The 25,065-nt window shown below is 35.6% G+C and carries 18 protein-coding genes; 15 read left to right on the forward strand and 3 right to left on the reverse strand.

Annotation, left to right across the window (positions count from 1 at the left end; translation table 11 throughout):
- Positions 1 to 62: 62 nt before the first annotated feature.
- The gene (locus QWY91_RS07520; RefSeq protein ID WP_290233258.1) at positions 63 to 1,523 is read right to left on the reverse strand and encodes an aminoacyl-histidine dipeptidase; all 1,461 of its coding nucleotides are present in this window, start codon (positions 1,521 to 1,523) and stop codon (positions 63 to 65) included.
- 269 nt (positions 1,524 to 1,792) lie between these two features.
- Between QWY91_RS07520 and QWY91_RS07525 the strand changes: the two genes are divergently transcribed.
- The 8 genes from QWY91_RS07525 (at position 1,793) to QWY91_RS07560 (ending at position 13,553) form a co-directional block, all read left to right on the forward strand.
- Positions 1,793 to 2,866, forward strand: a complete 1,074-nt coding sequence (locus QWY91_RS07525) for a DUF3810 domain-containing protein (protein WP_290233261.1) — start codon at positions 1,793 to 1,795, stop codon at positions 2,864 to 2,866.
- A gap of 82 nt (positions 2,867 to 2,948) precedes the next feature.
- Positions 2,949 to 5,927, forward strand: coding sequence for an amidohydrolase family protein (locus tag QWY91_RS07530; RefSeq protein WP_290233264.1), 2,979 nt, complete (start codon positions 2,949 to 2,951; stop codon positions 5,925 to 5,927).
- A gap of 12 nt (positions 5,928 to 5,939) precedes the next feature.
- Positions 5,940 to 7,253 carry an amidohydrolase family protein gene (locus QWY91_RS07535; protein ID WP_290233267.1) on the forward strand — a complete coding sequence of 438 codons (1,314 nt, stop codon included), beginning with the start codon at positions 5,940 to 5,942 and terminating at the stop codon, positions 7,251 to 7,253.
- 71 nt (positions 7,254 to 7,324) lie between these two features.
- Complete coding sequence (locus QWY91_RS07540) at positions 7,325 to 8,131, forward strand: TrmH family RNA methyltransferase (RefSeq protein ID WP_290233270.1); 807 nt, start codon at positions 7,325 to 7,327, stop codon at positions 8,129 to 8,131.
- A 41-nt stretch (positions 8,132 to 8,172) separates the two neighbouring features.
- Entirely contained in the window at positions 8,173 to 9,405 is a 1,233-nt protein-coding gene (locus tag QWY91_RS07545; protein WP_290233273.1) for a M48 family metallopeptidase, read from the forward strand.
- Between the two features lie 165 nt (positions 9,406 to 9,570).
- On the forward strand, positions 9,571 to 11,781 hold the full coding sequence (locus QWY91_RS07550) for a RelA/SpoT family protein (RefSeq protein ID WP_290233275.1): 2,211 nt from the start codon (positions 9,571 to 9,573) through the stop codon (positions 11,779 to 11,781).
- Between the two features lie 30 nt (positions 11,782 to 11,811).
- Complete coding sequence (locus tag QWY91_RS07555; protein WP_270058642.1) at positions 11,812 to 12,267, forward strand: Fur family transcriptional regulator; 456 nt, start codon at positions 11,812 to 11,814, stop codon at positions 12,265 to 12,267.
- A gap of 11 nt (positions 12,268 to 12,278) precedes the next feature.
- Positions 12,279 to 13,553: an adenylosuccinate synthase gene (locus QWY91_RS07560; protein WP_290233287.1), complete on the forward strand. Its 1,275-nt coding sequence runs from the start codon at positions 12,279 to 12,281 to the stop codon at positions 13,551 to 13,553.
- An 80-nt stretch (positions 13,554 to 13,633) separates the two neighbouring features.
- Here QWY91_RS07560 and QWY91_RS07565 read toward each other — a convergent pair whose 3' ends face one another.
- A complete protein-coding gene (locus QWY91_RS07565) occupies positions 13,634 to 14,500 on the reverse strand; it encodes a ferritin-like domain-containing protein (RefSeq protein WP_290233290.1) in 867 nt (288 codons plus the stop codon).
- A gap of 24 nt (positions 14,501 to 14,524) precedes the next feature.
- On the reverse strand, positions 14,525 to 15,304 hold the full coding sequence (locus tag QWY91_RS07570; RefSeq protein ID WP_290233293.1) for a ferritin-like domain-containing protein: 780 nt from the start codon (positions 15,302 to 15,304) through the stop codon (positions 14,525 to 14,527).
- 258 nt (positions 15,305 to 15,562) lie between these two features.
- Here QWY91_RS07570 and QWY91_RS07575 point away from each other — a divergent pair, with 258 nt between their 5' ends.
- The 7 genes from QWY91_RS07575 to QWY91_RS07605 all read left to right on the forward strand — a co-directional run bounded on the left by QWY91_RS07575 (position 15,563) and on the right by QWY91_RS07605 (position 24,977).
- Positions 15,563 to 17,374: an OstA-like protein gene (locus QWY91_RS07575; protein WP_290233298.1), complete on the forward strand. Its 1,812-nt coding sequence runs from the start codon at positions 15,563 to 15,565 to the stop codon at positions 17,372 to 17,374.
- On the forward strand, positions 17,367 to 18,554 hold the full coding sequence (locus tag QWY91_RS07580; protein WP_290233300.1) for an aspartate aminotransferase family protein: 1,188 nt from the start codon (positions 17,367 to 17,369) through the stop codon (positions 18,552 to 18,554). Before QWY91_RS07575 ends, QWY91_RS07580 begins: the two co-directional genes overlap by 8 nt.
- Positions 18,555 to 18,653: 99 nt before the next feature.
- A complete protein-coding gene (locus QWY91_RS07585) occupies positions 18,654 to 20,051 on the forward strand; it encodes a tetratricopeptide repeat protein (protein ID WP_290233303.1) in 1,398 nt (465 codons plus the stop codon).
- Positions 20,052 to 20,088: 37 nt separating this feature from the next.
- On the forward strand, positions 20,089 to 21,033 hold the full coding sequence (locus QWY91_RS07590; RefSeq protein WP_290233305.1) for a DUF368 domain-containing protein: 945 nt from the start codon (positions 20,089 to 20,091) through the stop codon (positions 21,031 to 21,033).
- The gene (locus QWY91_RS07595) at positions 21,020 to 22,039 is read left to right on the forward strand and encodes a DUF368 domain-containing protein (RefSeq protein WP_290233308.1); all 1,020 of its coding nucleotides are present in this window, start codon (positions 21,020 to 21,022) and stop codon (positions 22,037 to 22,039) included. The genes QWY91_RS07590 and QWY91_RS07595 overlap by 14 nt, the downstream gene beginning before the upstream one ends.
- A 6-nt stretch (positions 22,040 to 22,045) precedes the next feature.
- Positions 22,046 to 22,777 (forward strand): shikimate dehydrogenase family protein, encoded by a 732-nt coding sequence (locus QWY91_RS07600; protein ID WP_290233311.1) that lies wholly within the window; start codon positions 22,046 to 22,048, stop codon positions 22,775 to 22,777.
- A gap of 118 nt (positions 22,778 to 22,895) precedes the next feature.
- A complete protein-coding gene (locus QWY91_RS07605; RefSeq protein WP_290233313.1) occupies positions 22,896 to 24,977 on the forward strand; it encodes a DUF349 domain-containing protein in 2,082 nt (693 codons plus the stop codon).
- Positions 24,978 to 25,065 lie beyond the last annotated feature (88 nt).

A 25,065-nucleotide genomic window follows, 5' to 3' on the forward strand; every position in this document is an offset into this window, starting at 1 on the left:
TTTGATTGATAAAACAAAAAAATCCAGCCGATCGGCTGGATTTTTTTGTTTTAATATTTATTTTACTTCTTCGGAATGTTCTTTAAAACTTCTAAGGTGAAATCCCAGAATTTTTGAGTTGAAGAAATACTTGCTCTTTCATCTGGAGAATGTGCTCCTCTAATTGTTGGTCCAAAGGAGATCATATCCATTTCTGGATAATGATTACCAATAATTCCGCATTCTAATCCTGCGTGACAAGCAGCAATATCGGCTTTCTCACCGTTTTGCTTTTGATAAATTTCATCCAAAACTTTAAGAATGGCAGAATCAGAATTTGGTGCCCATCCTGGATATTCACCAGATTGCTTCACTTTAAATTTCGCTAATTCAAAACTTGCCTGAAGACTATGTGCAAGGTCGCTCTTCACAGACTCTACAGAAGACCTGGTAAGACATTTCACTTTTGCTTTTCCCTTTGCTACAATCACATTGGCGATATTATTAGAAGCCTCCACAAGTCCTTCAATATCCGGACTCATTCTATAAACTCCATTATGAGCAGAAGCAATAGCTTTAATAATCTCCATTTGATCTTCCACCTTCATCACATTTCCGCTAACCTCAGCTTCAGAAATACTAATATCCATATTAGGTTCTAGCCCAGCGTACTCTTTTTTAATTTCACCAATCCACACTAGCATTTGCTGCACAAAAACATTGGTGTCTTCTTTATCGACCACTACAAGAGCTTCACTTTCACGCGGAATTGCATTTCGTAAACCACCACCTTGTAATTCTGAAATTCGTAACCCAAAATCACGATAAGCTGTATAAAGCAGTCTTGCCATCAATTTATTGGCGTTGGCTAAGCCTTTTATAATATCCATTCCAGAGTGTCCACCCTGTAACCCTTTAACTACTATTTTATAACCTACAGAATTTTCAGGATTATTTTCTTCCTCATACTCACGCAAAGCGGTAATATCTACACCACCAGCACATCCAATACCAATTTCATCATCTTCTTCAGTATCAAGATTCAGTAAAATATCGCCATTTAATAGATCTGGTGATAAACCTTTAGCACCAGTCATTCCTGTTTCTTCGTCGATAGTAAAAAGTGCTTCAATAGCGGGATGTTCGATATCATTACTTTCTAAAATAGCCATTATCGTTGCTACTCCCAAACCATTATCAGCGCCAAGCGTTGTACCGTCGGCTTTTACCCAATCACCATCAACATGCATTTTAATTCCCTGAGTATCAAAATCAAAATTTGTATCATTATTTTTCTGGTGAACCATATCTAGATGAGACTGTAGCACCACCATTTTGCGATCTTCTAAGCCCTGAGTAGCAGCTTTACGAATCACCACATTTCCGGTTTCATCAACTAGTGTTTCCAATCCTAAGTTTTCACCGAAATCTTTAATAAATTGTATAACCTGTTCTTCTTTTTTCGACGCTCTTGGGACTGCATTTAGATCTGCAAAATTATTCCATAGCGCTTTGGGTTGTAAATCCCTTATCTCATCATTCATTGTTCTATTTTTTGATGTATTTTCAAAATTAACGCTATTTAATTGAGAATTAAAGGGAAGAACTATAATTCTATCTTAATTTCGGGCGAAATAATAATTAGCTTTCCTAAAAAAACTTTTTTCATTGTTTTGCTTCTGAAGTAATTACCGAAAAACTTATCCAATTTCGAACACGGACTTAAAACTTTTTTAAACTGAGTTTAAAGAAAACTGGCAACATAAGATTTGACAAATTAAGAATCTCCAATTAAAATCCTATTTTTGAGATTGTGAAAAATAAGCCTCAAATATTGCTCGCCGTTCTATTGCCTTTTCAGATTATAGTCATCAATCTTTTAAGAGGAAATGAACTTTTTGTAGAAAGTTGGTATAGTCGCGGAGTTTACCCATTACTCTCTAAGATTATGAGATGGTCGTTGGGAATACTTCCATTTTCTTTTGGTGATCTAGTTTATGCCATTTTTGTCATATTAATTATCAGATGGTTAATAAAACGAATACGAACGCGCTTTAGAAAACCTAAAACCTGGATTACAGAGGCTTTAGCTACACTATCCATTATTTATTTTTGTTTTCATTTGTTTTGGGGATTCAATTACTATCGACTTCCGCTACACGAATCTTTAGATATCGATAATGAATATTCTACGGAAGAATTAGTTCTTCTTACTGAAAAATTAATTGAACAATCCAATAAAATTCATCTTGAAATTACCGAAGATGACTCAGCTAAAGTTGATATTCCTTACTCTAAAGCTGAAATTTTTGACATAACCGTTGAAGGTTACGATCATATTGAAAGAGATTTTCCTGAACTTTCATACACCGGAAGAAGCTTAAAACGTTCTATTTTTAGTCTACCCTTAACTTACATGGGATTTAATGGATACTTAAATCCGTTTACCGGTGAATCTCAGGTAAACACCACCATTGTCCCCTTCAAAATACCGACCACCGCCAGCCACGAAATTGGTCACCAACTAGGATTCGCAAAAGAAAATGAGGCCAATTTTATTGCCTGTCTGGTTACCATCAATCATCCAGACAAATATTTCAGGTATAGTGGTTTTACTTTCGCCTTACGATATTGTCTTGGAGAACTCTTCAGAAGAGATCAAAAAAAATGCGAAGAGATGATCAAATTGCTTCACCCAGGTATTCTTAAAAATTACCAGGAAGTAGAAGATTTTTGGCTTGAGCATCAAAACCCGCTAGAACCATTCTTTCAAACATTTTATAATCACTTTCTTATTGTGAACAATCAGGAAGAAGGTTTAAGAAGCTATAGTTATGTAGTTGCTTTACTTGTAAATTATTATGACAATGTAGAAAATGCCTTCTAATAAGTTAAGGGTTTGTTTATTTTTTCTTAATTTTCTGCTTTTTAAAAAATCAACCTAATTTTTAACCAAACCCCTAACATTTATGAAATACAAATTTCTACTATGTTTCCTATTTTTGGGCTTCACAAGTCTATTTGCCCAAGAATATTTTCCCACAAATTCGGGAGTAAAAACCACTAATACCAATTACACCGTTTTTAAAAATGCAAATATCCATGTAGACCCCACCTCTACTATTAAAAATGGAATGTTCGCTATCCAAAACGGAAAAATCACCGCTGTAGGCAAATCTATCACTACTCCTAAAAATAGTGTGGTATTCGATCTAAAAGGAAAAGATGTTTATGCATCTTTCGTAGATTTATACAGCGAATTTGGCATTGATAAACCAAAACGTGAATCTAACGGTCGATCAGGACAATATGAAGCCACAAGAGAAGGCTATTATTGGAACGATCATATTCGGCCGGAACAAAATGCTGCTGAAAGTTTTAGCTACGATGCCAAAGAAGCTACTAAATATCAAAATGGTGGCTTTGGAGTGGTAAATACTCATATACCTGATGGAATAATTCGCGGGAATGGAATTCTTGTCGCTTTAAACCCAAATGGAACTGAAGGTGATCGTATTCTCGAGGATCGTTCAGCGCAATATTTCTCCTTCGATAAAAGCGTAAAATCTAATCAATCTTATCCATCTTCAGTAATGGGTGTAATGGCTTTAATTAGACAGGCTTATTATGATGCCGAATGGTATGCAGACGGCCAAGCTGATAATAAAGATCTTGCTCTTGAAGCTTTAAACAGAAATAAAAAACTAACCCAAATTTTCGCAACAGATAATCTTTTAAACGAATTGAGAGCCGATAAAGTTGGTGATGAATTCGGCATTCAGTTTGCGATACTAGGTAGCGGTTATGAGTACGAGAAGTTAGATGAAATTAAAAAAACAGGTGCAACTTACTTAGTACCCTTAAACTTTCCAGCGGCATACGATGTCGAAGATCCAAACATGGCAGAGTATGTAAGCCTTGCCGATATGAAACGATGGAATCAAGCTCCGGCAAATTTAAAAATGCTAGCCGATGCTAAAGTACCTTTCACCATCACTACTAAAGGCTTGGATCCTTCAAAAGAATTTAAAGAAAACCTTCTTAAAGCCATCGAATATGGACTTTCTAAAGAGGATGCATTAGCTGCACTTACTACGACTCCGGCTAAAGTTATAGGCCAATCCGGGAAATTAGGAGAGATCAAAGAAGGCGCATTAGCCAACTTCATTATTACTTCTGGTGACTTTTTTGAAAAGGATTCCAAAATCTTCGAAAATTGGATTCAGGGAGAAAAGACCGTAGTAAACACCATGAATACTACAGATATTACCGGAAAATATGAATTGGATTTAGACGGAAAAGAATACAAATTAACAGTTAGCGGCTCATCTGAAAAACCAAGCGCAACGATAGAAACTGAAGATTTAAAGCTTAGCTCTAAACTTAGTTTTGAAGACGACTGGATGAATATGCTAATTTCTTCACCAGATACCACAAAAACGGAATTTATAAGACTAACTGCAAAAGTAGATTCTAATGCAGAAAATATTCACGGTAAGGCAATTTTAGCAAATGGCGATACGACGTCGTTTACAGCTACTAAGGAAGCAGCTAACGAAGACGAAAGCGAAAAAAAGAAAAAAGAAAAAGCTACTGAAAACCCAGAAGTGTTACCTGTAAGTTTTCCTAATCAGGCCTATGGTTTTACGGAGATGCCAGAAGCGGAAAATATTCTTTTTAAAAACGCAACAGTTTGGACCAACGAAGAGCAAGGCATCATGGAAAACGCCGATGTTCTTGTAAAAAAAGGTAAAATCGCTAAAGTTGGACAAGGTTTAAAAGCCGGTGGCGCTACCGTCGTTGATGCTACTGGTAAGCATTTAACTTCAGGAATTGTAGATGAACATTCACATATTGCGGCGTCTTCTATTAACGAAGGAGGACATAATTCTTCTGCAGAGGTAAATATGGAAGATGTTATAGATCCTTCAGATATTGCTATTTATCGCGATTTAGCGGGTGGTGTTACTACAGCACAATTGCTACATGGTTCTGCAAATCCTATTGGAGGACGTTCAGCAATTCTACGTTTAAAATGGGGAGTTTCTGCGGAAGATATGATCTTTGAGAATTCTCCAAAATTTATAAAATTCGCTTTAGGAGAAAATGTAAAACAATCAAATTGGGGAAGCGGAAATAGATTTCCGGTAACCAGAATGGGAGTTGAGCAGGTGTACAAAGATTATTTTAGCCGCGCTAAAGAATACATATCAAACAAAGAAAAAAATCCAGATTCTTACCGTAAGGATTTAGAAATGGAAACTCTTGCTGAAATCCTTAGAGATGAGCGTTTTATTTCTTGTCACTCTTATGTTCAAAGCGAAATCAATATGCTGATTAGCGTAGCCGACAGCATGGATTTTAGAATTAACACCTTTACGCATATTCTTGAAGGCTACAAATTAGCTGATAAAATGGCTGAGCGTAATATCGGTGGCTCTACATTCTCAGATTGGTGGGCTTATAAATACGAAGTTGAAGACGCTATTCCTTACAACGCTGCCATTATGCACAGCCAGGGAGTAACCGTTGCGATAAATAGTGATGATGCAGAAATGAGCCGTCGCTTAAATCAGGAAGCCGCAAAAACCATGAAGTATGGCGGAGTTTCTGAAGAAGAAGCCTGGAAATTTGTAACCTTAAATCCTGCAAAATTACTTCATCTGGATGATCGTATTGGGAGCATCAAAGAAGGAAAAGATGCCGATTTAGTGCTTTGGAATAATCATCCACTTTCTGTTTACGCTAAACCTGAAAAAACCATGATTCAGGGTGTCGTTTATTTTGATATCGAACGCGATCAAGAACTGCGTAAAGACATTCAGAAACAAAAAAGTGAATTGATCACCCAAATGCTTCAGGCCAAAAATAACGGAATGAAAACGCAGCCTGTTGTAAAAAAGGAAAAAGTCGAAGCGCATTGTAACACATTGGGAGCAATCCGATAAAAAATTCAGAAGATGAAATTATTCAATATAACATTTATACTAGCATTTATTTCTGTCTTAGGATTAAATGCACAACAAATGCCGGCTGAAAAACAGTCTGAAGCAGTTAGCATCGTTGGTGCTACTGCTCATATTGGGAACGGCGAAGTGATCGAAAAGAGTTTAATTATTTTTGAAGATGGCAAAATCACCAAAGTAAGTGATGCCAGCGCTGCAGCCTCTCAAGCAAAAGGAATGATCATTAATGCTGAAGGTAAACATGTTTACCCGGGTTTTATTGCGCCCAATGCAAGTTTGGGTTTAGTCGAAATCGATGCGGTTAAAGCTACCGACGATGAAGATGAAATTGGAGAAATGCTACCACACATTCGTAGTTTAATAGCTTATAATGCCGAAAGTCAGGTAACCGAAACCATGCGCCCTAATGGCGTTCTTATGGGACAAATTGCGCCAAGAGGAGGATTTATTTCGGGAACTTCATCAATTGTACAATTTGATGCCTGGAATTGGGAAGATGCTGCAATAAAGACAGATGATGGTTTGCATATTAACTGGCCAAACAGCGTTCGTCGTGGTCGCTGGTGGATGGGTGAAGATCCCGGAGTTAAACCAAGCAAAGAATATCAAGACGAAATCAATAAATTAAAAAGCTTTTTTGCTGAAGCTAAAGCATATTTGGCGGGAGACCAAAAAGACAATAACCTACCTTATCTTGCTATGAAAGATGTTTTTAATAAAAATAAGACGGTATATATTCACGTAGATGGCGAGAAAGAAATGTTAGATGTGATTGCTTTTAAAAAAGACGAAAATCTTGATAATCTCGTTTTGGTAGGTGCTTACGATGCTCTAAATATTACTGATCAATTAAAAGAAAACAATATCCCTGTATTAACCGGAAGGCCACACAGCTTACCAAATCAGGATGGTGATGATTATGATTTGCCTTATAAACTGGCAGCCGAACTCACTAAAAAAGGAGTGCTTGTCGGAATTGAAGGTAGCGGTGATATGGAACGCATGAATTCCAGAAATCTACCTTTCTACGCCGGCACTGCAGTAGCTTTTGGTTTGGATAAAGAAGAAGCGCTAAAGCTAATTACCAGTAATACTGCAAAAATATTAGGAATAGACGATTTCGCAGGAACTTTAGAAGAAGGTAAAGACGCGACACTTTTTATAAGTGAAGGTGACGCTTTAGATATGAGAACAAATAAACTTACCGATGCTTTTATTCAGGGGAGAAAAATTAGCCTTGAAACACGCCAAACAAAGCTGTGGAAAAGATATATGCAAAAATACGAAAGACAGGAAGCTAGTAAATAAACTTTCTAACTTCGATAATTAAGCTAAAAAGCTGCCTCAAAAAGGGCAGCTTTTTTTAGTATTTTCGCATTATGAATACAGAAATTTCGAGCACTCAAAATAGAAGAATTAAAAACCTTATACAACTTCAGGAAAAATCCAGAAATCGTAGAAAGGAAGGAAAATTTGTGGTGGAAGGTTTAAGAGAAACCGGTCTCGCCATTCAGGGAGATTTTAAACTTTTAGAGGTTTATTTTTGCCCAGAGTTTTTATCGGAAAATGAGTTTAAAACCATTCCTGATTTTGAAAATTCTGATGCCGAGATTATTGAAATTTCTTCGGAAGTTTATCAAAAACTAGCTTATCGTTCGAGTACTGAAGGAATTATTGCTGTTTTCGCTTCAAAAGAAAATGATCTAAAAACGCTTATTTTCAGCAAAGAAAAACCTTTAATTTTAATTGCAGAAGCACCCGAAAAACCAGGAAATATCGGTGCTATTTTAAGGACGGCCGATGCTGCGAATGTCGATGCGGTGTTCATTGCCAATCCCAAAACCGATCTTTACAATCCTAATATTATTCGATCTAGTGTTGGTTGCGTCTTTACCAATCAAATCGCTACAGGAACCACTACTGAAATTATCGAATTTCTTCAGCAAAAAAATATAGCTATTTACGCTGCAGCATTACAAGCTTCAGAAATTTACACAAAAATAGATTTCACCGAAGCTTCTGCAATTGTTGTAGGCACTGAGGCTACCGGGTTAAATCAGGAGTGGCGCGATGCGGCAAAGCAGAATATCATTATTCCTATGAGTGGCGCAATCGACAGCATGAATGTATCTGTCGCAGCCGGAATTCTTATTTTCGAAGCCAAAAGACAACGATCATTTTTGTAGATTCGGCACTTGATTTGCTACTAAATTTTTAAATTCTCAATTTGAATTCTGAAACCTTATTTTATATAATTGTCGGCATAATTTTAGCCGATTTCATTTTCGATAAAATTCTCGACACTTTGAATGCAAGACATTTTGATGATCCGATTCCGCCAGAATTATCTGATGTTTACGATAAAGCAGCATACGAAAAGTCACAGCGCTATAAAAAAGAGCGCTATAAATTCGGAATATTGACTTCAGGATTTTCGTTAGTCTTAACTTTAGGCTTTCTATTTTTTGATGGTTTTGAGTGGGTAGATACGATTGCAAGAGGATTTTCTAATAATGAGATCCTGATTGCGCTTATTTTCTTCGGTATTATTATGATTGGGAGCGATATACTTACTACGCCGTTCTCCTATTATTCTACTTTTGTGATTGAAGAAAAATATGGTTTCAATAAAACTTCAAAATCGACATTTTTAGTAGATAAAATTAAGGGTTGGCTTTTAATGGCAATTCTTGGTGGTGGAATACTAGCACTAATAATTTGGTTTTATCAATTTGCTGGTGCAGATTTTTGGTGGTATGCCTGGATTTTGGTTGCTGTATTTTCCATATTTCTGAATATGTTTTATGCCAAACTTGTTGTGCCTTTATTTAATAAGCAAAGTCCGCTTGAAAATGGTTCACTTAGAACCAAAATTGAAAACTACGCTCAAAGTGTGGGATTCAAATTAGATAATATTTTTATTATTGATGGCTCCAAACGAAGTACTAAAGCCAATGCCTATTTTTCTGGTTTTGGAAGCGAAAAAAGAATTACTCTTTTTGACACTTTAGTGAATGATTTGGAAGAAGAGGAAATTGTAGCGGTACTTGCTCATGAGGTTGGTCACTATAAGAAGAAACATATCATTTTCAATTTAGTAGCTTCTGTTTTAACCACCGGTTTTACACTTTGGTTACTGAGTTTATTTGTTGGAAATCCATTATTATCAAATGCGCTGGGCGTAGATATCCCGAGTTTTCATATTGGTCTAATTGCCTTCGGAATTTTATACAGTCCTATTTCAGAAATCACCGGACTCTTAATGAATCTGATTTCCAGAAAATTTGAATATCAAGCCGATAATTACGCAAGGCATACTTATAATTCAGAAAATCTTATTAGCAGTTTAAAGAAACTCAGTAAAAATAGTCTAAGCAATTTAACTCCGCATAAAACTTATGTCTTTTGGCATTATTCGCATCCTAGTCTTTTGCAGCGTTACCGGAATTTAATGCAATAGAAAAGAGACTAAAAATACTGATTTGAATACTAAATGCTGAATTTTATTATTCAGTATTTTTATTTTTTCAGAAATAATAAAGTAGAAAAATTTTGTTGATCACTGTTTACTGATATTTGCTCATTGAGCATTGCTTATTGATAATTGTTTACGTATTTTTAATATATGACAGAGGCATTTATAGAAAAAGAAAATAAAGAAATTGCTCACCAATATAAAGAATTGCTGAGAATTAGTTACCAAACGCTTACCGATGAGGACAAAAAACTTATTCGGGCTGCTTTTGATACGGCTGTAGATGCACATAAAGATCAGCGTAGAAAATCTGGTGAAGCTTACATCTTCCATCCTATAAGCGTGGCAAAAATTGTCGCTGCAGAGATAGGATTGGATGCCACCTCTATCGCTGCTGCCCTACTCCACGATGTTGTGGAAGATACCTCGTATACATTAGACGATCTGGAACGGATGTTTGGTGAAACTGTAGCTAAAATTGTCGATGGCCTAACTAAAATTTCCAGTCTTAAAAAAGACAAAGATGTTTCGCTGCAGGCAGAGAATTTCAGAAAAATGCTGCTTACTCTTAATGATGATATTCGTGTGATTATCATCAAAATTGCAGATCGCTTGCACAATATGCAAACTATGGATGCAATGCGCAGGGATAAGCAAATAAAAATAGCATCTGAAACCTTATATATCTATGCTCCGCTAGCGCATAGAATAGGACTTTATAATGTAAAAACTGAACTTGAAGATCTAGGTTTAAAATATACCGAACCTGAAGTTTATCAAGACATCTTTACAAAAATCAAGGAAAGTAAAGAGGAGCAGGATGCGTATATTAATGAATTTACCAGGGTAATACAAGATTCCTTAGATAAGGAAAATATGGATTACGATATTAAGGGTAGACCTAAATCCATTTTTTCTATTCGTCGTAAAATGAGCAAACAAAACATCAGTTTTGATGAAGTTTACGATAAATTTGCGATTCGAATTATTTATAGAAGTGATAAGGAAAATGAGAAATTCTTAGCCTGGAAAATATACTCGGTAGTAACAGATCATTTTCGCCCAAACCCTACCCGCTTAAGAGACTGGATTTCGTCACCTAAATCTACCGGTTACGAAGCTTTGCATATTACGGTAATGGGACCAAAAGGACGTTGGGTAGAAGTACAGATTCGTAGTGAACGTATGCATGAAATTGCTGAAAAAGGATATGCTGCGCACTATAAATATAAAAATGCAGACGAAAAAGAAGAACAGGGAATTGAAGAGTGGTTAAACCGACTTCAGGAAGTTTTAGAAAATCAAACCGTTAATGCGGTAGACTTTGTAGAACAATTCAAATTAAATCTTTATTCAAAAGAGATATTTGTATTTACGCCTCAAGGAGATTTAAAGTCTTTACCTAAAGGTTCTACCCCGTTGGATTTTGCTTTTAGTATTCATACCGAAATTGGCACACATACGCGCGGATCCCGAGTAAATAATAAGCTTGTACCGCTAAGTCATGTTTTAAAAAGTGGTGATCAGGTTGAAATTATTACTTCAGATAATGCAAAACCAAATGTAAACTGGCTGGATTATGCTACTACGGCAAGAGCCAGAGCAAAAATAAAATCTTCTTTAAAAGATGAAAAGAAACTCATTGCAGAAGATGGAAAGGCTATTTTAACGAGAAAATTAAAAGCACAAAAAATACCTTTTAATGAAAATACGGTAAACGAACTTGTTGCTCATTTTCATCTTAAAACAAGCTTGGATCTATTTTATCGTGTAGGCATTGGAAAAATCGACAATCAGTCTCTTAAAGAATTTGCTTCTTCACGTAGCAATGCGTTGGTAAGTTATATTAAAAGAAAAATAAGTAAAAAACCAGAAGTTAATCATGATCTTAATAAAGATGAGATCACTGCTAATTACGATCAACTTGTTTTTGGAAAAGAAGAAGATGAGTTAGAATATAAATTGGCGAATTGCTGTAATCCCATACCCGGTGATGATGTTTTTGGATTTGTAACGGTAAATGAGGGAATTAAAGTACACAAAATGGATTGCCCGAATGCCATTCAGTTACAAAGTAATTATGCGTATCGTATAATTCAGGCTAAATGGGTAGATTCGTCACAGCAAGACTTCAAAGCGGTGATCAAACTAAACGGTATAGATAATATTGGATTAGTTAGCGATGTTACCAGGGAAATCTCAAGTAACATGCACGTTAATATGAAGAATATTAATTTTGAGAGTGATGATGGAATCTTCAACGGTCGTATTACGGTAGTAGTTAAGAACAATGCTACATTAATCAAAATTATAAATCGACTGAAAAAAATTAACGGGATAGATAAGGTTACCCGTGAATAATCGCATACCTTTGTGCGGCAGCAAAAAATTATGAGTAAAAAAGTTGTAAATAAAAACGATCAAGCAGTAGTTAAAAACGTATTCACCAAGTATTTGGAGGAAAAAGGGCATAGAAAAACCCCAGAGCGTTTTGCTATTTTGCAGGAGATCTATGATAGTGATGAGCATTTTGATATTGAATCTTTATATATCAAAATGAAAAACAAAAAGTACCGTGTTAGTAGAGCTACACTGTATAATACAATAGAACTTTTACTAGGATGTGGCTTGGTTCGTAAACACCAGTTTGGGCAAAACCAGGCACAATACGAAAAATCTTATTTTGATAGACAGCACGATCATATTATTCTTACCGATACCGGTGAAGTGATCGAATTTTGCGATCCCCGCATACAGTCAATTAAGCAAACAATAGAAGAAGTGTTTGATATTGAAATTAACAAACATTCTTTATATTTTTACGGCAATAAAAAAACAACCAATTAAGTATAATTTTCATGGCGGTAGATTTACTACTCGGGCTTCAGTGGGGCGACGAAGGCAAAGGAAAAATTGTTGACGTTTTCACCTCTAAATATGATATCATTGCACGTTTTCAAGGTGGTCCAAACGCGGGTCACACTTTAGAATTTGACGGGCAGAAACATGTTTTACATACTATCCCATCAGGAATTTTTCACGACAATACCATCAATCTAGTTGGTAATGGTGTGGTTATAGATCCTGTAATTTTTAAAAAGGAATTAGATAATCTGGCTAAACACAATGTAGATTACAAATCTAAATTAGTAATTTCCAGAAAAGCACACCTTATTTTACCAACCCATCGTTTACTGGATGCAGCTTCAGAAGCTTCTAAAGGTAAAGCAAAGATTGGTTCTACTTTAAAAGGTATTGGCCCAACTTACATGGACAAAACCGGAAGAAATGGTATACGTGTTGGTGATTTAGAATTAGATGATTTCAAAGATCGCTATCAGGCGCTTGTAGATAAGCATGTAAAAATGATTGATTTTTATGATGCCGATGTTCAATTTGATCTTGCTGAATTAGAAAAAGAATTCTTTGAAGCTATAAAAACTTTAAAATCATTAAAGTTTATCGATAGTGAGGAATTTTTACAACAAGCACAAGCTGAAGGTAAAACTATTCTTGCTGAAGGTGCTCAAGGTTCTCTTTTAGATATCGATTTTGGAACTTATCCTTACGTAACTTCATCTAATACTACTGCTGCAGGTGCCTGTACAGGACTCGGAGTATCTCCAAGACAAATAGGCGAAGCATTCGGAATTTTTAAAGCGTACACTACTCGTGTAGGAAGTGGACCTTTTCCTACTGAATTGTTTGATGAGGACGGTGAAACAATGGGACGTGTAGGTAACGAATTTGGAGCGACTACTGGAAGACGTAGACGTTGTGGATGGTTAGACCTTGTTGCATTAAAGTATGCGGTACAAGTTAATGGCATCACTCAACTTATAATGATGAAAGGTGACGTTTTAAGCGGGTTTGATACTTTAAAAGTTTGCACAGCTTATAAGTATCGCGGAGAAGAAATTAAGCATCTTCCTTACAATATTGAAGAACAAAATATTTCTCCTATATATACTGAACTAAAAGGTTGGGCAGCAGATTTAACAGGAATGACTGAAGCATCTCAACTTCCAAAAGAATTTAACGAATACGTTGATTTCTTAGAGAAAGAATTGAATGTACCAATTTCTGTAGTTTCTGTGGGACCTGATAGAACCCAAACGATACAAAGAAAATAACAATTCGGAATTATCGATTTTTGGATATAAAAAAAAGGCTGTTTTTCAACAGCCTTTTTTTTATAACATCTAAAGATTATTTAATCTTCTTCTTGAGGTACTACTATAAATGTTGAAGCAATTGCATTTACCTCTCCCATTGTTAGTGGTTCATCAAAAGCTGCACTTACTGCTGCGTCACCACCAAAGTCATTAAACATTCCAGAAAGATCAACTCCTCCTTGCACTAAATTAGCTTCTGAAGTTGGAGTACCATCTTCATCAGTATCTACACCTTGATAGATTCCTGCAAATGGAGCTGGCAATGTATTTTCAGCATTCACGATCCAACCCTTTTCTCCTCTCATTCTTCTTACCTGTGAAGCATGACGAGCTTCAATAGAGTGAATCTGTAGAGCATACTTCAATAGATCATTACTATCAATAAGTGCTCCCGCTTGTCCTTTGTAGGCTCTTACACCAGTGTCTTCAAATCCTTGTGCTAATGCCATAAATGTAGCATAATTGCTAAAAGTATCAAGTTCTAAACCACCTGGACCTCCGGTAAAATCGAAAGTGGGTTCCGGAATAGCATCTTCTCCTAAAGCACCAACAAGAAAGTCTACATGATCATCCTCATGTTTAGAGATTTGACCAAAAACATCTCTATCTGCTTCTGGTATTAATCCATCTGTACCTAGAGCCATTTGATAGAAATTTCTTTCTAAATACTCTAAAGTTAGGGCAAAATTAAGTACATCTGTCGGGGATGCTTGAAATGCAGCGGAAGCCATATTCATTGTAGCAGCTTTTGTTTTATTACTTGTTGCTGCTAATCCAAATGGGATTGATGCTAAAGCTGCACCTTTTCCTAAATTTTTCATTCGGTTGAAGGTATCTTTCCTCGAACCTTTTGCATTAAGAACGTCCTCATTGGACAATTTATCTAATAATTTTAATAAACTCATAATTTTGTTTTTTTAGTTTGGTGATTACTCAGTTGGCAAATTATCAGCAGTAAATGATGTTTGAACTACACCTAATCCTACTACAGCAGAAAGTACATCACTTGGAGGTGTCGCTTTATCGTATGCTGCTTCAGAATCACCAATACTAACTAATACACCATCTCTAGCAAAAGCAGTAGAACCTGGATCTAATAAATCTGCGATTGCAGATGCATGTCTTGCTTCTACCGATACGATTTTACCAGCCAACAATAAATAAGTAGGATTTTCTATTAAATTACCTGCTCCATTGTAAGCGCTTACACCGGTATCTTCTAATAATTGGGCTGTGGTAAGTACAGAATTTCTATCAGAAAAATCAACTGCTTCAGAAAAATCAAATTCTAATTCAGGCAATGTCATTTCCTCACCCGCAGCAGCAGTAATTGCTGTTTTGAAAAATTCTCTATGGATAACTTCATGATTTCTCAAATCGGTTAAAATTTCTTTTTCGTTGTCCTCTGCTCCACTAAAATAAGAACCGTTCAAAACTTCATTATAAAATGCTGCTTCCAATTGCTCTAAAGCATAAGCATAATTTAAAATTCCAACATCGCCACTACCTAAATCAAAAACTTCTGGATCTGGATCTGGATCTGGGTCTGGCTCCATTTCTCCGCCGGGATTAAAATCATCATCTTCGCTACATGCGTACAATAATGTTGATCCTGCAAAGGCTAAACCACTCATCTTAATAAATCTTCTTCTAGAATTCCCAGGTCCCTTATTGTCCTGGAAATCCACTTTTACAACTGGTTTTTTCATAATTTAATTTTATTAGTTATGCTAAACTTACGGAGGAGAAAGGCTCAGGGTTTTTCCAAAAGAGTTAATATTTTATTAAAACAAAAAAGTAAAACTTAAAATTTCCCAATTTTTAGAGAATTTCACTACTCATTAAGAAATAATTTAGCAATGTTTAGCGTTCAAAATCACCATATTCTCAATTCCAAACGTTGTAATTATCAATCCAAGTCTTTTAAAACTATCTCGTGAATTTCGCTATTTTTGCATAAATTTTTAATGTTGAAAAACTTCCTTCTTACTATATTTTTTCTTTTAAGCCTTATTCCATTCTACGGTCAGGAGACTGGGCGTAAAATTGATTATGAAAATGATAGGCAATATCGAGATGAAGAAAAATATCCTGGTGCATTAGTAATGAGCAAAGTAACCAATCAGGTACATTTCACTCATCAAGGTATCGAAGTATGGTGTAATAATGCTGTATTCTACGAAAGCGATAACTTTTTTAAAGCGTACGGTGAAGTACGGATGAAACAGGGCGACACCGTAAACATGAACAGCGACTATGCTGAATACAACGGGAACACGCAGTTTGCATTTGCCAGCGGACAGGTAAAAATGAAAAGACCACAGACTACCTTAGAAACAGATACCCTTTTCTTCGACCGACTTAAGCAAGAATCTTATTATCGTAGCGGAGGGAAAGTAACCGATACCGCAAGTGTGCTAACCAGCGCCATCGGAAGATACTATTTTGAAGAAGATAAATATACTTTCTTGTCAGATGTAAAAATCACGAATCCAGATTACATCGTAAATTCAGATCATATTGATTTTTATTCAGATAGTGGTCACGCTTATCTCTACGGGCCTTCTACAATTGAGGGAGAAGAAAGCACAGTATACTGCGAACGTGGTTTCTACGACACACGCGGTGACACTGGATACTTTGTAAAGAACTCAAAAATAGATTATGATAATCGAACGGTATTAGGTGATAGTTTATATTTTGACAGGAACACAAGTTTTGCTTCAGCAACGAATAATATTGAAGTAATTGATACCACTAATAATAGTAAAGTCACCGGTCATTATGCCGAAGTTTACAGAGAAAAAGATTCAGTTATTATAACTAAATGGCCAGTTGCTGCCTCACTTCAGGATCAAGATTCGGTATTTATCCATAGTGATACCTTATTAGTTACCGGGAAACCTGAGGATAGAATTATCCGAGGATTTTACGATGTTCGTTTATATAAAACAGATATGAGCGGTAAAAGTGATTCAATTTATGTAAACCAAAAACAAGGGCTTACCAGACTGATTAATATCAATCCCGGAGAAAATAGCGCCATAAGCGTAAAAAGGAATCCTGTTTTATGGTCGGGCTTAAGTCAGATGACAGGAGATACTATCGAAATTCTAAGCAATAAAGAAACAGAACAATTAGATAGCCTTAAAGTATTTAAAAACGCTTTTCTGATCAATAAAGATAGTATTGAAGGATATAATCAAATTAAGGGACAAGAATTAATTGGTTTGTTCGAGAATAACGAACTATACCGTGTAGATATCGATAAAAATACGGAAACACTTTACTATAGTCGGTCAGAAAACAAGGATCTTATTGGTATCAACAAAACGCTTTCTAGCCGTATTGAAGTCTTTTTTAAAGAACAGCAAATTCAAGATGTTTATTATTATAAAAATATAGAAGGCACTCTAAAGCCTGAGGAAAAAGTACCGCAAAATGCCAGAGAATTGCAAGGTTTTAATTGGCGAGGCGAAGAAAGATTGCTGAAAAAGCAGGATCTTTTTAAGGGAAAAGAATTGCCAGAATTATTTAGAATTCAGGGGATACCATTGCCTTCTCAAGAAGAAGACTTTTTTGATGAACGTGAAGATGGTGACATGTTACTAAACGAAAACTCCAGACTAAAACCAGAGGATTTAAAAGATAAAGTCCAAGATTCTGTTCCATCTCTTAACACCTTGATACCTCAAGGTGTTCAAATAAAAACCGAAGAATCAAAAGATAAAAAAGCAGATAGCTTAAAAAAACAAAAATTGCCTACTACCATTGAATAAAGATTTTTTAAAATATCAGGCGCAAACTACGCCCCACCCTTTAGGATTAGAAGTTGTAAAAGCTGAAGGTTCTTACATTTTCACTTCAGACGGACAAAAACATTTGGATTTTGTCGCAGGTGTTTCCGCGACAAGTTTGGGTCACTGCCATCCTGAAGTCATTAAAGCGATAAAAGAACAAGCCGACAAATATTTGCACGTGATGGTTTACGGTGAATATTCACAAGGTCCTGCGGTAGCATTCTCAAAGTTACTTGCCGATAATCTACCGCAGCCTTTGAAAAAAGTTTATCTGGTAAACTCTGGGACCGAAGCTATCGAAGGCTCCCTAAAACTTGCAAGGAGAGCAACAGGGAGAACTCAATTAATTGCAGCCAAGAGTGCTTACCACGGTAACACCATGGGATCGCTTAGCTTGATGAATTTTGAAGAGCGCCAGAAACCATTTAGACCTTTAGTGGGAGATATCGACTTTATTGAATTTAACAATGAGGAAGATTTAAACGAAATTACAGAAAAAACAGCCGCTGTTGTTTTAGAAACCATTCAAGGAGGCGGCGGATTTATTCAACCAAAAGATCAATATCTAAAAAAGGTAAAAGCACGATGTGAAGAGGTTGGTGCGTTATTGATTTTGGATGAAATTCAGCCCGGTTTTGGCAGAACGGGAAAATTATTCGGATTCGAAAATTACGACGTTGTTCCAGATATCATGGCGATTGGTAAAGGAATGGGCGGTGGTTTACCTGTAGGCGCTTTTGTAGCTTCAGAAAAATTGATGGATTTACTTTCAGACAATCCAAAAATGGGACATATCACAACATTCGGCGGTAATCCACTTATTGCAGCGGCCTGTCATGCCACGCTAAAAACAATTTTGGAAACTGAATTAATGGCAGCAACGCTAGAGAAAGAAAAACGCTTCAGAAAATTGCTGGTTCATCCTTTAATTTCAGAAGTAAGAGGAAAAGGATTAATGCTCGCGGCTATCGTTAAATCTGAAGAAATTGTCAATCAAATCATCTTAAATTGTAAAGAAAAAGGACTTATTTTATTCTGGCTATTATTCGAGAAAAAGGCACTTAGAATTACCCCGCCACTAACGATTTCTATGGAAGAAATTGAAGAAGGATGTGGCATTATAATTGAAGCTCTAAATCAAATAGAAACTAAAGCTTAAGTTGTTGATTACTTTGTTAACAACAATTGAAGCGTCTACACCTCTAAGTTGAATCCTTTTTTAACTTTAGTAATGTAGGAATCCCGTAACAACTTGCTTATGCAGTTAAGTCATAACGAAGATAACAATTTCTCACTTTCGCGTTTCGAATCGATGCTGAAGACAAATGATGTGCTGTTCTTCGATTCAAACGAATTTGAAAATATTATTCATCATTATTTAGAAATAGGAAAGATTAACCTGGCGAAGAAAGCAGTTAAGTTGGGACTTTCGCAACATCCGTCTTCGATAAACCTAAAACTTCTTAAAGTAGAAATTCTGGTTTTTGAAGATAAATTAGATTTAGCAGATGGACTTTTAGCTGAAGTTCAGGATTTAGAAGCAAACAACGAAGAGGTTTATATACAAAAAGCACAAATCTTTTCAAAAAGAGATGAGCACCAAAAAGCAATCAATGTTTTGGAGCTTGCACTTGAAGTTACTGAAGATCTAGCTGAAATCTATTCCATGATTGGTATGGAGTATTTATTTCTTGAAGATTTTCAGAACGCAAAGATCAATTTCATGAATTGTTTAGAAGCCGATGAAGAAGACTATTCGGCACTTTACAATGTGATGTATTGTTTCGATTTTCTTGGAGAAAATGAAGAAGCTATAGAATACCTTAATATGTATTTGGATAAAAATCCATATTGTGAAGTAGCATGGCATCAGGTAGGTAAGCAATATTTCGATTTAAAAGATTATAAAAAAGCGTTAGCTGCTTTTGATTTTGCGATCATTAGTGATGAGTTTTTTATTGGTGCATATCTGGAAAAAGGGAAGGTTTTAGAAAAACTAGAGCGCTATCTTGAGGCGATCGAAAGCTATAATGTAACTTTAGAACTAGACGACCCAACTTCTTTCGCATACCTTAGAATAGGAAAATGTTTTGAAAAATTAGGTAATGACAAACTTGCCATCGCTAATTACGAAAAAACGGTACATGAAGATCCTCTTTTAGACAAAGGATGGATTGCGATTACCGATTTTTATATCAAAAAGAAGAATTTCAAAAAAGCATTATACTACATCAATAAAGCGATAAATATTGATGAAGAAAATGTGTTGTACTGGAAACGTTATGCAAGAATCAATAATCGCCTAAATTTTAATAGAGAAGCTGAAAGAGGCTATCGGAAAAGTTTAGATTTAGGAAATTATGAACTTGAAACATGGATACGAAGATGCGATATTCTTATCAAACTTGCAGAATGGGAATCGGCAGTTCAAAATCTTTTACAGGCAAACGAATTTTATCCCGGAATAGCGGAGATAGAATACCGTTTAAGCGGTCTATATTTTATGCTGAATAACGCCGAACTTGCTTACAAACACCTTGAAAGTGGACTTAAAGCCGACTCGGAATATTATATCATTATAGAAGAACTTTTTCCTGATATCTTTAAACGCAAAAGTGTTAAACAATTAATAGATTCTTACCAAAAGCCTTCATAGTAATTTCCTAACTTTGGCCAAATCTAATTTTTAGGATATGCAAAGAAGCTTTAAGGAATATTTAAGCGTCACATTAAAAGGTATGGCCATGGGTGCCGCTGATGTTGTACCAGGAGTTTCTGGTGGAACTATTGCTTTTATTTCAGGAATATATGAAGAACTGATCAATACCATAAGCGGAGTTGATCTTTCTCTTTTAAAGACCTGGAAAAATGAAGGTTTTAAAGCAATGTGGAATCAGCTGAATGGTGGATTTATCGTTTCTTTGTTCCTGGGAATCTTAATTAGTGTTTTTACTGTAATGCGATTGGCTAATTATTTATTAGACAATCATCCAGTACTAATTTGGTCCTTCTTCTTTGGTCTTGTTCTGGCGAGTATTTGGTATGTTGGTAAACAAATTCCCAATTGGAATTATAAAATAGTGCTAGCCGTTGTCATTGGTGCTGGGGTAGCCTTATATGTTACTTCGCTACCTCCTATGGGAAGTTCAGAAAGTACTTTTTTCATGTTTATTGCGGGAGCAATTGCTGTCTGCGCCATGATTTTACCAGGAATATCGGGTGCCTTTATATTAGTATTACTTGGTGCTTATCGCCCGGTAACCGATGCTGCACATAACTTCGATATTAAAACCTTAGCAATAGTTGGCGTTGGTGCCATCTTTGGTTTGCTTAGTTTTTCTAAAATATTAAAATGGTTATTTACTAATTATACTAGTTTAACCTTAGCTGTATTAACTGGTTTTATAGCAGGATCTCTCAATAAGATATGGCCTTGGAAAAAAGTACTAGAAGTTGCACGTTTTAATGATAAAGAAATTCCGGTTAGCGAAACTTCAGTTTTACCTTGGAACTTCGAAGGAGATCCTCAACTGCTTTTTTCAATCGTACTGATGTTGGCAGGATTTGGACTCATTTTTCTTCTGGAAAGTTTAGCAGGCAATAGCAACAAACCTGAAGAGGCTAATGCAACAAACTAGAACCTTAACAGATAAATTTTTCCTTATTTTAAAAGGATTAGCCATGGGTGCCGCAAACAAGGTTCCCGGGGTATCTGGTGGTGTTGTAGCTTTTGTAGCAGGATTCTATGAAGAGTTCATTTATTCCCTTCAAAAAATTAATCTCAAAGCTGGTAAATTATTAATTGCCGGTAGATTCCGTAGCTTTTATCATTATATCAATGGTAAATTTTTGGGCTTGCTTATCTTGGGTATGCTCATTAGCTATTTTAGTGTATCCAAGCTATTAGATTACCTTATTGTTCACTACGAACTTTATGTATGGTCAGCTTTCTTCGGAATGATTATCGGTTCTATTTACTACATCAGTAAAGATTTTGATGAGTGGAGCCGCCGTAGTATTCTATTTGTAATGCTAGGGATCTTTCTGGGTGTTGCAATTAGCATGTTAGAACCTGCTAAGCAAAACGATAATTTATGGTTTGTATTTTTCTGCGGAATGATTGGCGTTTCGGGAATGACGCTTCCGGGATTATCTGGCTCGTTTATACTTATCTTATTAGGTAATTATGTATTGTTGCTAGTAGATTCAGTCAACGCGCTTTATGATACACTTGCAGATATCATTAGTTTAGATTTCAGCTTTGTTTCTGATGAAGCTCGCATGCATCTTCTACAAGTTATGATCACCTTCGCCGCCGGCTCTTTGGCGGGATTGGTATCACTTTCCCATCTTTTAGGATATGTTCTAAAAAAATACAAGAAAGATACTTTTGCCACCATCATCGGCTTTATTACCGGGTCTTTAGGTGTAGTATGGCCGTGGAAAGATAAAATATACAAAGTAAATAAAAACGGTAACTTTTTAAAAGATAGTCACGGCGACAAAATTGTAGATAACTATAACCGTTACTTACCAGATTTTGAGCATTTAGATACTTATATCGCTATGTTCTTTATTCTAGTAGGTATTTTTATAGTATTGGGATTGGCACTTTATGAGAAAAGAGCGCAAGCAAAAAAATAGTGAAAAATGAGAAAATTCGGACTTTTAGGTAGAAATATAGATTATTCATTCTCAAAAAAATACTTCAATGATAAATTTGAAAATGAAAAAATTGATGCTGAATACGTCAATTTTGATATTCCAAAAATTGAAGACTTCGCATTAATCATCACCAAAAATCCTCGCTTATCGGGTATGAATGTTACTATTCCTTATAAAATGGAAGTAGTAAAATATTTAGATGAACTTTCCGAAGATGCTAAAGAAATTAAAGCGGTAAATGTCATTAAATTTGAAGAAGCTAGTAAATTGGTTGGGCATAATACCGATTTTATAGGTTTTAGAGATGCTTTATCTCCTCATTTAAGACCTCAACATACGCATGCTTTAATTCTTGGAACCGGTGGTGCTTCCAAAGCAGTAGCTTATGCATTAAAAACACTAGGAATTTCATACAATTTCGTCTCTAGAATTCCCGATGAAGATCAATTTTCTTACAGCGATTTAACTGAAGCCGTTATTCAGAAGTATTCTCTAATTATTAATACTACGCCGTTAGGTACATTTCCTGATACCGATAAATCTCCGAATATACCTTACAAGTACATCGGGAAGAATCATCTGGTATTCGATTTAATTTATAATCCGGCAGAAACCAGTTTTATGAAGCAGAGTAAAGAAAATGGAGCTGAAGCTATTAATGGAAAGAAAATGCTGGAACTTCAGGCTGAAGCTGCCTGGTCTATTTGGAATTCTTAATAATTCTATCAAAAACCGGCTTATTTTCTCATAAAAAATTTCGTTTCCTTGCCCAAGTTTAGTGTAGTTGTTATCTTTCAGCTTTAATAACTAGTACCGAACTTTAACATTGAAAGATATGTCTCAATCAGAAAACGAAAATAAGAAAGAAGAACTTTCCAAAAAAGAAAATCCTGAAAACACTGAAGTAACTCAGTCTCAAGATATTTCTTCGGAAAGTAAAAAAGAAGAGAAGAAGGTAGAAGAATCTTTTTCGGAAGAGGTTGAGAATCCAGAGGCTGCAAATGAAGAGCTGGAAGAAGCTATGGTAGCCGAATCTACTTTTGTTCAGGATACTGAAAATAATAAAGTTACAAACGCTGAGGATAAAAATGACGATGATGATGAACATGAAGATGCCATCATCGAAGAACATAAAAAAGGAGTAGACGATTCTCTTGCAGAAGATAGCGAAGACGAGAGCGCTACAGAACGTCACACCATCCCAAAGAAAGATTATCACTCGATGAGTAATGAGCAACTAGCCGACGAGCTTGAGCGATTACTCAAAAACGAGAAGGTACAAGCCATCAAAGATCATGTAATCGAAATTAGAGCAGAATTTAATGCTAAATTTGATGAAGAATTTGAAGAGAAAAAAGAAGATTTTCTTGCCGATGGCGGTAATATCATAGACTTCCACTACTCTACTCCGCTTAAAAATAGATTCAATTCGCTTTATTTTGATTATCGCGAGAAGAGAAATAAATACTATCAACAACTAAAACAAGATCTAAACGCCAACCTAAATAAGCGTTTAGAAATTATTGAAGAATTAAAGGGAATTATTAATGTTGAAGAAAATATCAATACGACCTACAATCACTTCAAAGCAATCCAGGATCAATGGCGTACTGCAGGACCGATTCCGCGTGATAAGTACAACAATGTTTGGAATACGTACCACCATCATGTAGAGAATTTCTATGATTTTCTTCACCTAAATCGAGAATTTAGGGATATGGACTTTAAGCACAATCTCGATCAAAAACTTAAGGTTATCGATCGTGCTGAAGAATTAGCGCAAGAGCAGGACATTAGCCGTGCATTTAGAGAATTGCAAATGCTCCACAAAATGTGGAAAGAAGAGTTGGGTCCCGTTGCAAAAGAATATCGTGATGAAATTTGGGAGCGATTTAGCAATGCTACTAAAATAATACATGACCGCCGCCAAGAATATTTTGAAAATCTTGATAAAGAATTTGACAAAAACTGGGAAAAGAAGCAAATCATAATCGAAAAAATCCGAGAGATTGCAGAGCAGGATATAAGCAGTCATAATAAATGGCAGCAAAAGATTAAAGAAATTGAAGCGCTACGCGAAGAATTCTTTAAAGCCGGTAAAGTTCCGAGAAACAAAAACGAAGAAACCTGGAAAGATTTTAAAGAAACCGTTAGACGTTTTAATCGCAAAAAGAATGCGTTCTATAAAAATCTTAAGAATGAGCAATACGAAAATCTTGAAAAGAAAAAAGAGTTAATTCAAATTGCTGAAGAGAATAAGGATAGTGACGATTTTAAAACCGTTACACCATTAATGAAGAAGATACAGACCGATTGGAAGAAGATTGGTCACGTTCCTAGGAAAGATAGCGATAAAGTCTGGAAGCAATTTAAAGCAGCTTGTAACTATTACTTTGATCGACTAAACGAAAACCGTAGTGAGGAGAACAAAGAAGAGATGGAAGCTTTTGGTAACAAAAAGGAGCTTTTAGAAAAAATAAAAACTTACGAGTTCGCCGGAAATAAAGAAGAAGATCTAGAAAAGATAAAATCTTTTATTGCTGAATGGAAAACTTACGGCCGCGTACCTTATAATAAACGCTTTATTGAAGGGAAATTTAATAAGTCGCTAGATCAACTATTTAAGAAATTGGATATTAATCGTACTAAAGCCGAAATGCTGAAATATGAAAACAAAATCCAATCGCTTAATGATGCTGATGATGAGAAGAAAATTAGAAATGAGCATTTCTTTTTAACTAAGAAAATTGAAGAAACTCAGGCTGAAATTCGCCAATTAGAGAATAATTTACAATTCTTCTCTAATGTAGATGATGACAATCCTTTGGTACAAGATGTTCATAAAAATATTAATGATCATAAAGCGCAACTTAAAGTTTGGAGAGAAAAACTTAAAAAAGTAAAATCGCTCTATTAAAGAATAAAGATAATTTTCAAACAAAAAGCCGGCAGTTGCCGGCTTTTTGTTTGTATTAATCAGGTTAATTTGACTTCAATATAAAATT

The organism is Zunongwangia endophytica (assembly GCF_030409505.1).
Lineage (GTDB): Bacteria > Bacteroidota > Bacteroidia > Flavobacteriales > Flavobacteriaceae > Zunongwangia > Zunongwangia endophytica.

Excerpts from the sequence above, each read along its gene's own strand:
- QWY91_RS07555 (WP_270058642.1), top strand. The coding sequence starts at position 11,812 with ATGAGTAAAAAAGTTGTAAATAAAAACGATCAAGCAGTAGTTAAAAAC.
- QWY91_RS07605 (WP_290233313.1), top strand. The coding sequence starts at position 22,896 with ATGTCTCAATCAGAAAACGAAAATAAGAAAGAAGAACTTTCCAAAAAA.
- QWY91_RS07575 (WP_290233298.1), top strand. The coding sequence starts at position 15,563 with ATGTTGAAAAACTTCCTTCTTACTATATTTTTTCTTTTAAGCCTTATT.
- QWY91_RS07590 (WP_290233305.1), top strand. The coding sequence starts at position 20,089 with ATGCAAAGAAGCTTTAAGGAATATTTAAGCGTCACATTAAAAGGTATG.
- QWY91_RS07600 (WP_290233311.1), top strand. The coding sequence starts at position 22,046 with ATGAGAAAATTCGGACTTTTAGGTAGAAATATAGATTATTCATTCTCA.
- QWY91_RS07535 (WP_290233267.1), top strand. The coding sequence starts at position 5,940 with ATGAAATTATTCAATATAACATTTATACTAGCATTTATTTCTGTCTTA.
- QWY91_RS07585 (WP_290233303.1), top strand. The coding sequence starts at position 18,654 with ATGCAGTTAAGTCATAACGAAGATAACAATTTCTCACTTTCGCGTTTC.
- QWY91_RS07550 (WP_290233275.1), top strand. The coding sequence starts at position 9,571 with ATGACAGAGGCATTTATAGAAAAAGAAAATAAAGAAATTGCTCACCAA.
- QWY91_RS07530 (WP_290233264.1), top strand. The coding sequence starts at position 2,949 with ATGAAATACAAATTTCTACTATGTTTCCTATTTTTGGGCTTCACAAGT.
- QWY91_RS07565 (WP_290233290.1), bottom strand. The coding sequence starts at position 14,500 with ATGAGTTTATTAAAATTATTAGATAAATTGTCCAATGAGGACGTTCTT.
- QWY91_RS07520 (WP_290233258.1), bottom strand. The coding sequence starts at position 1,523 with ATGAATGATGAGATAAGGGATTTACAACCCAAAGCGCTATGGAATAAT.
- QWY91_RS07540 (WP_290233270.1), top strand. The coding sequence starts at position 7,325 with ATGAATACAGAAATTTCGAGCACTCAAAATAGAAGAATTAAAAACCTT.
- QWY91_RS07595 (WP_290233308.1), top strand. The coding sequence starts at position 21,020 with ATGCAACAAACTAGAACCTTAACAGATAAATTTTTCCTTATTTTAAAA.
- QWY91_RS07570 (WP_290233293.1), bottom strand. The coding sequence starts at position 15,304 with ATGAAAAAACCAGTTGTAAAAGTGGATTTCCAGGACAATAAGGGACCT.
- QWY91_RS07560 (WP_290233287.1), top strand. The coding sequence starts at position 12,279 with ATGGCGGTAGATTTACTACTCGGGCTTCAGTGGGGCGACGAAGGCAAA.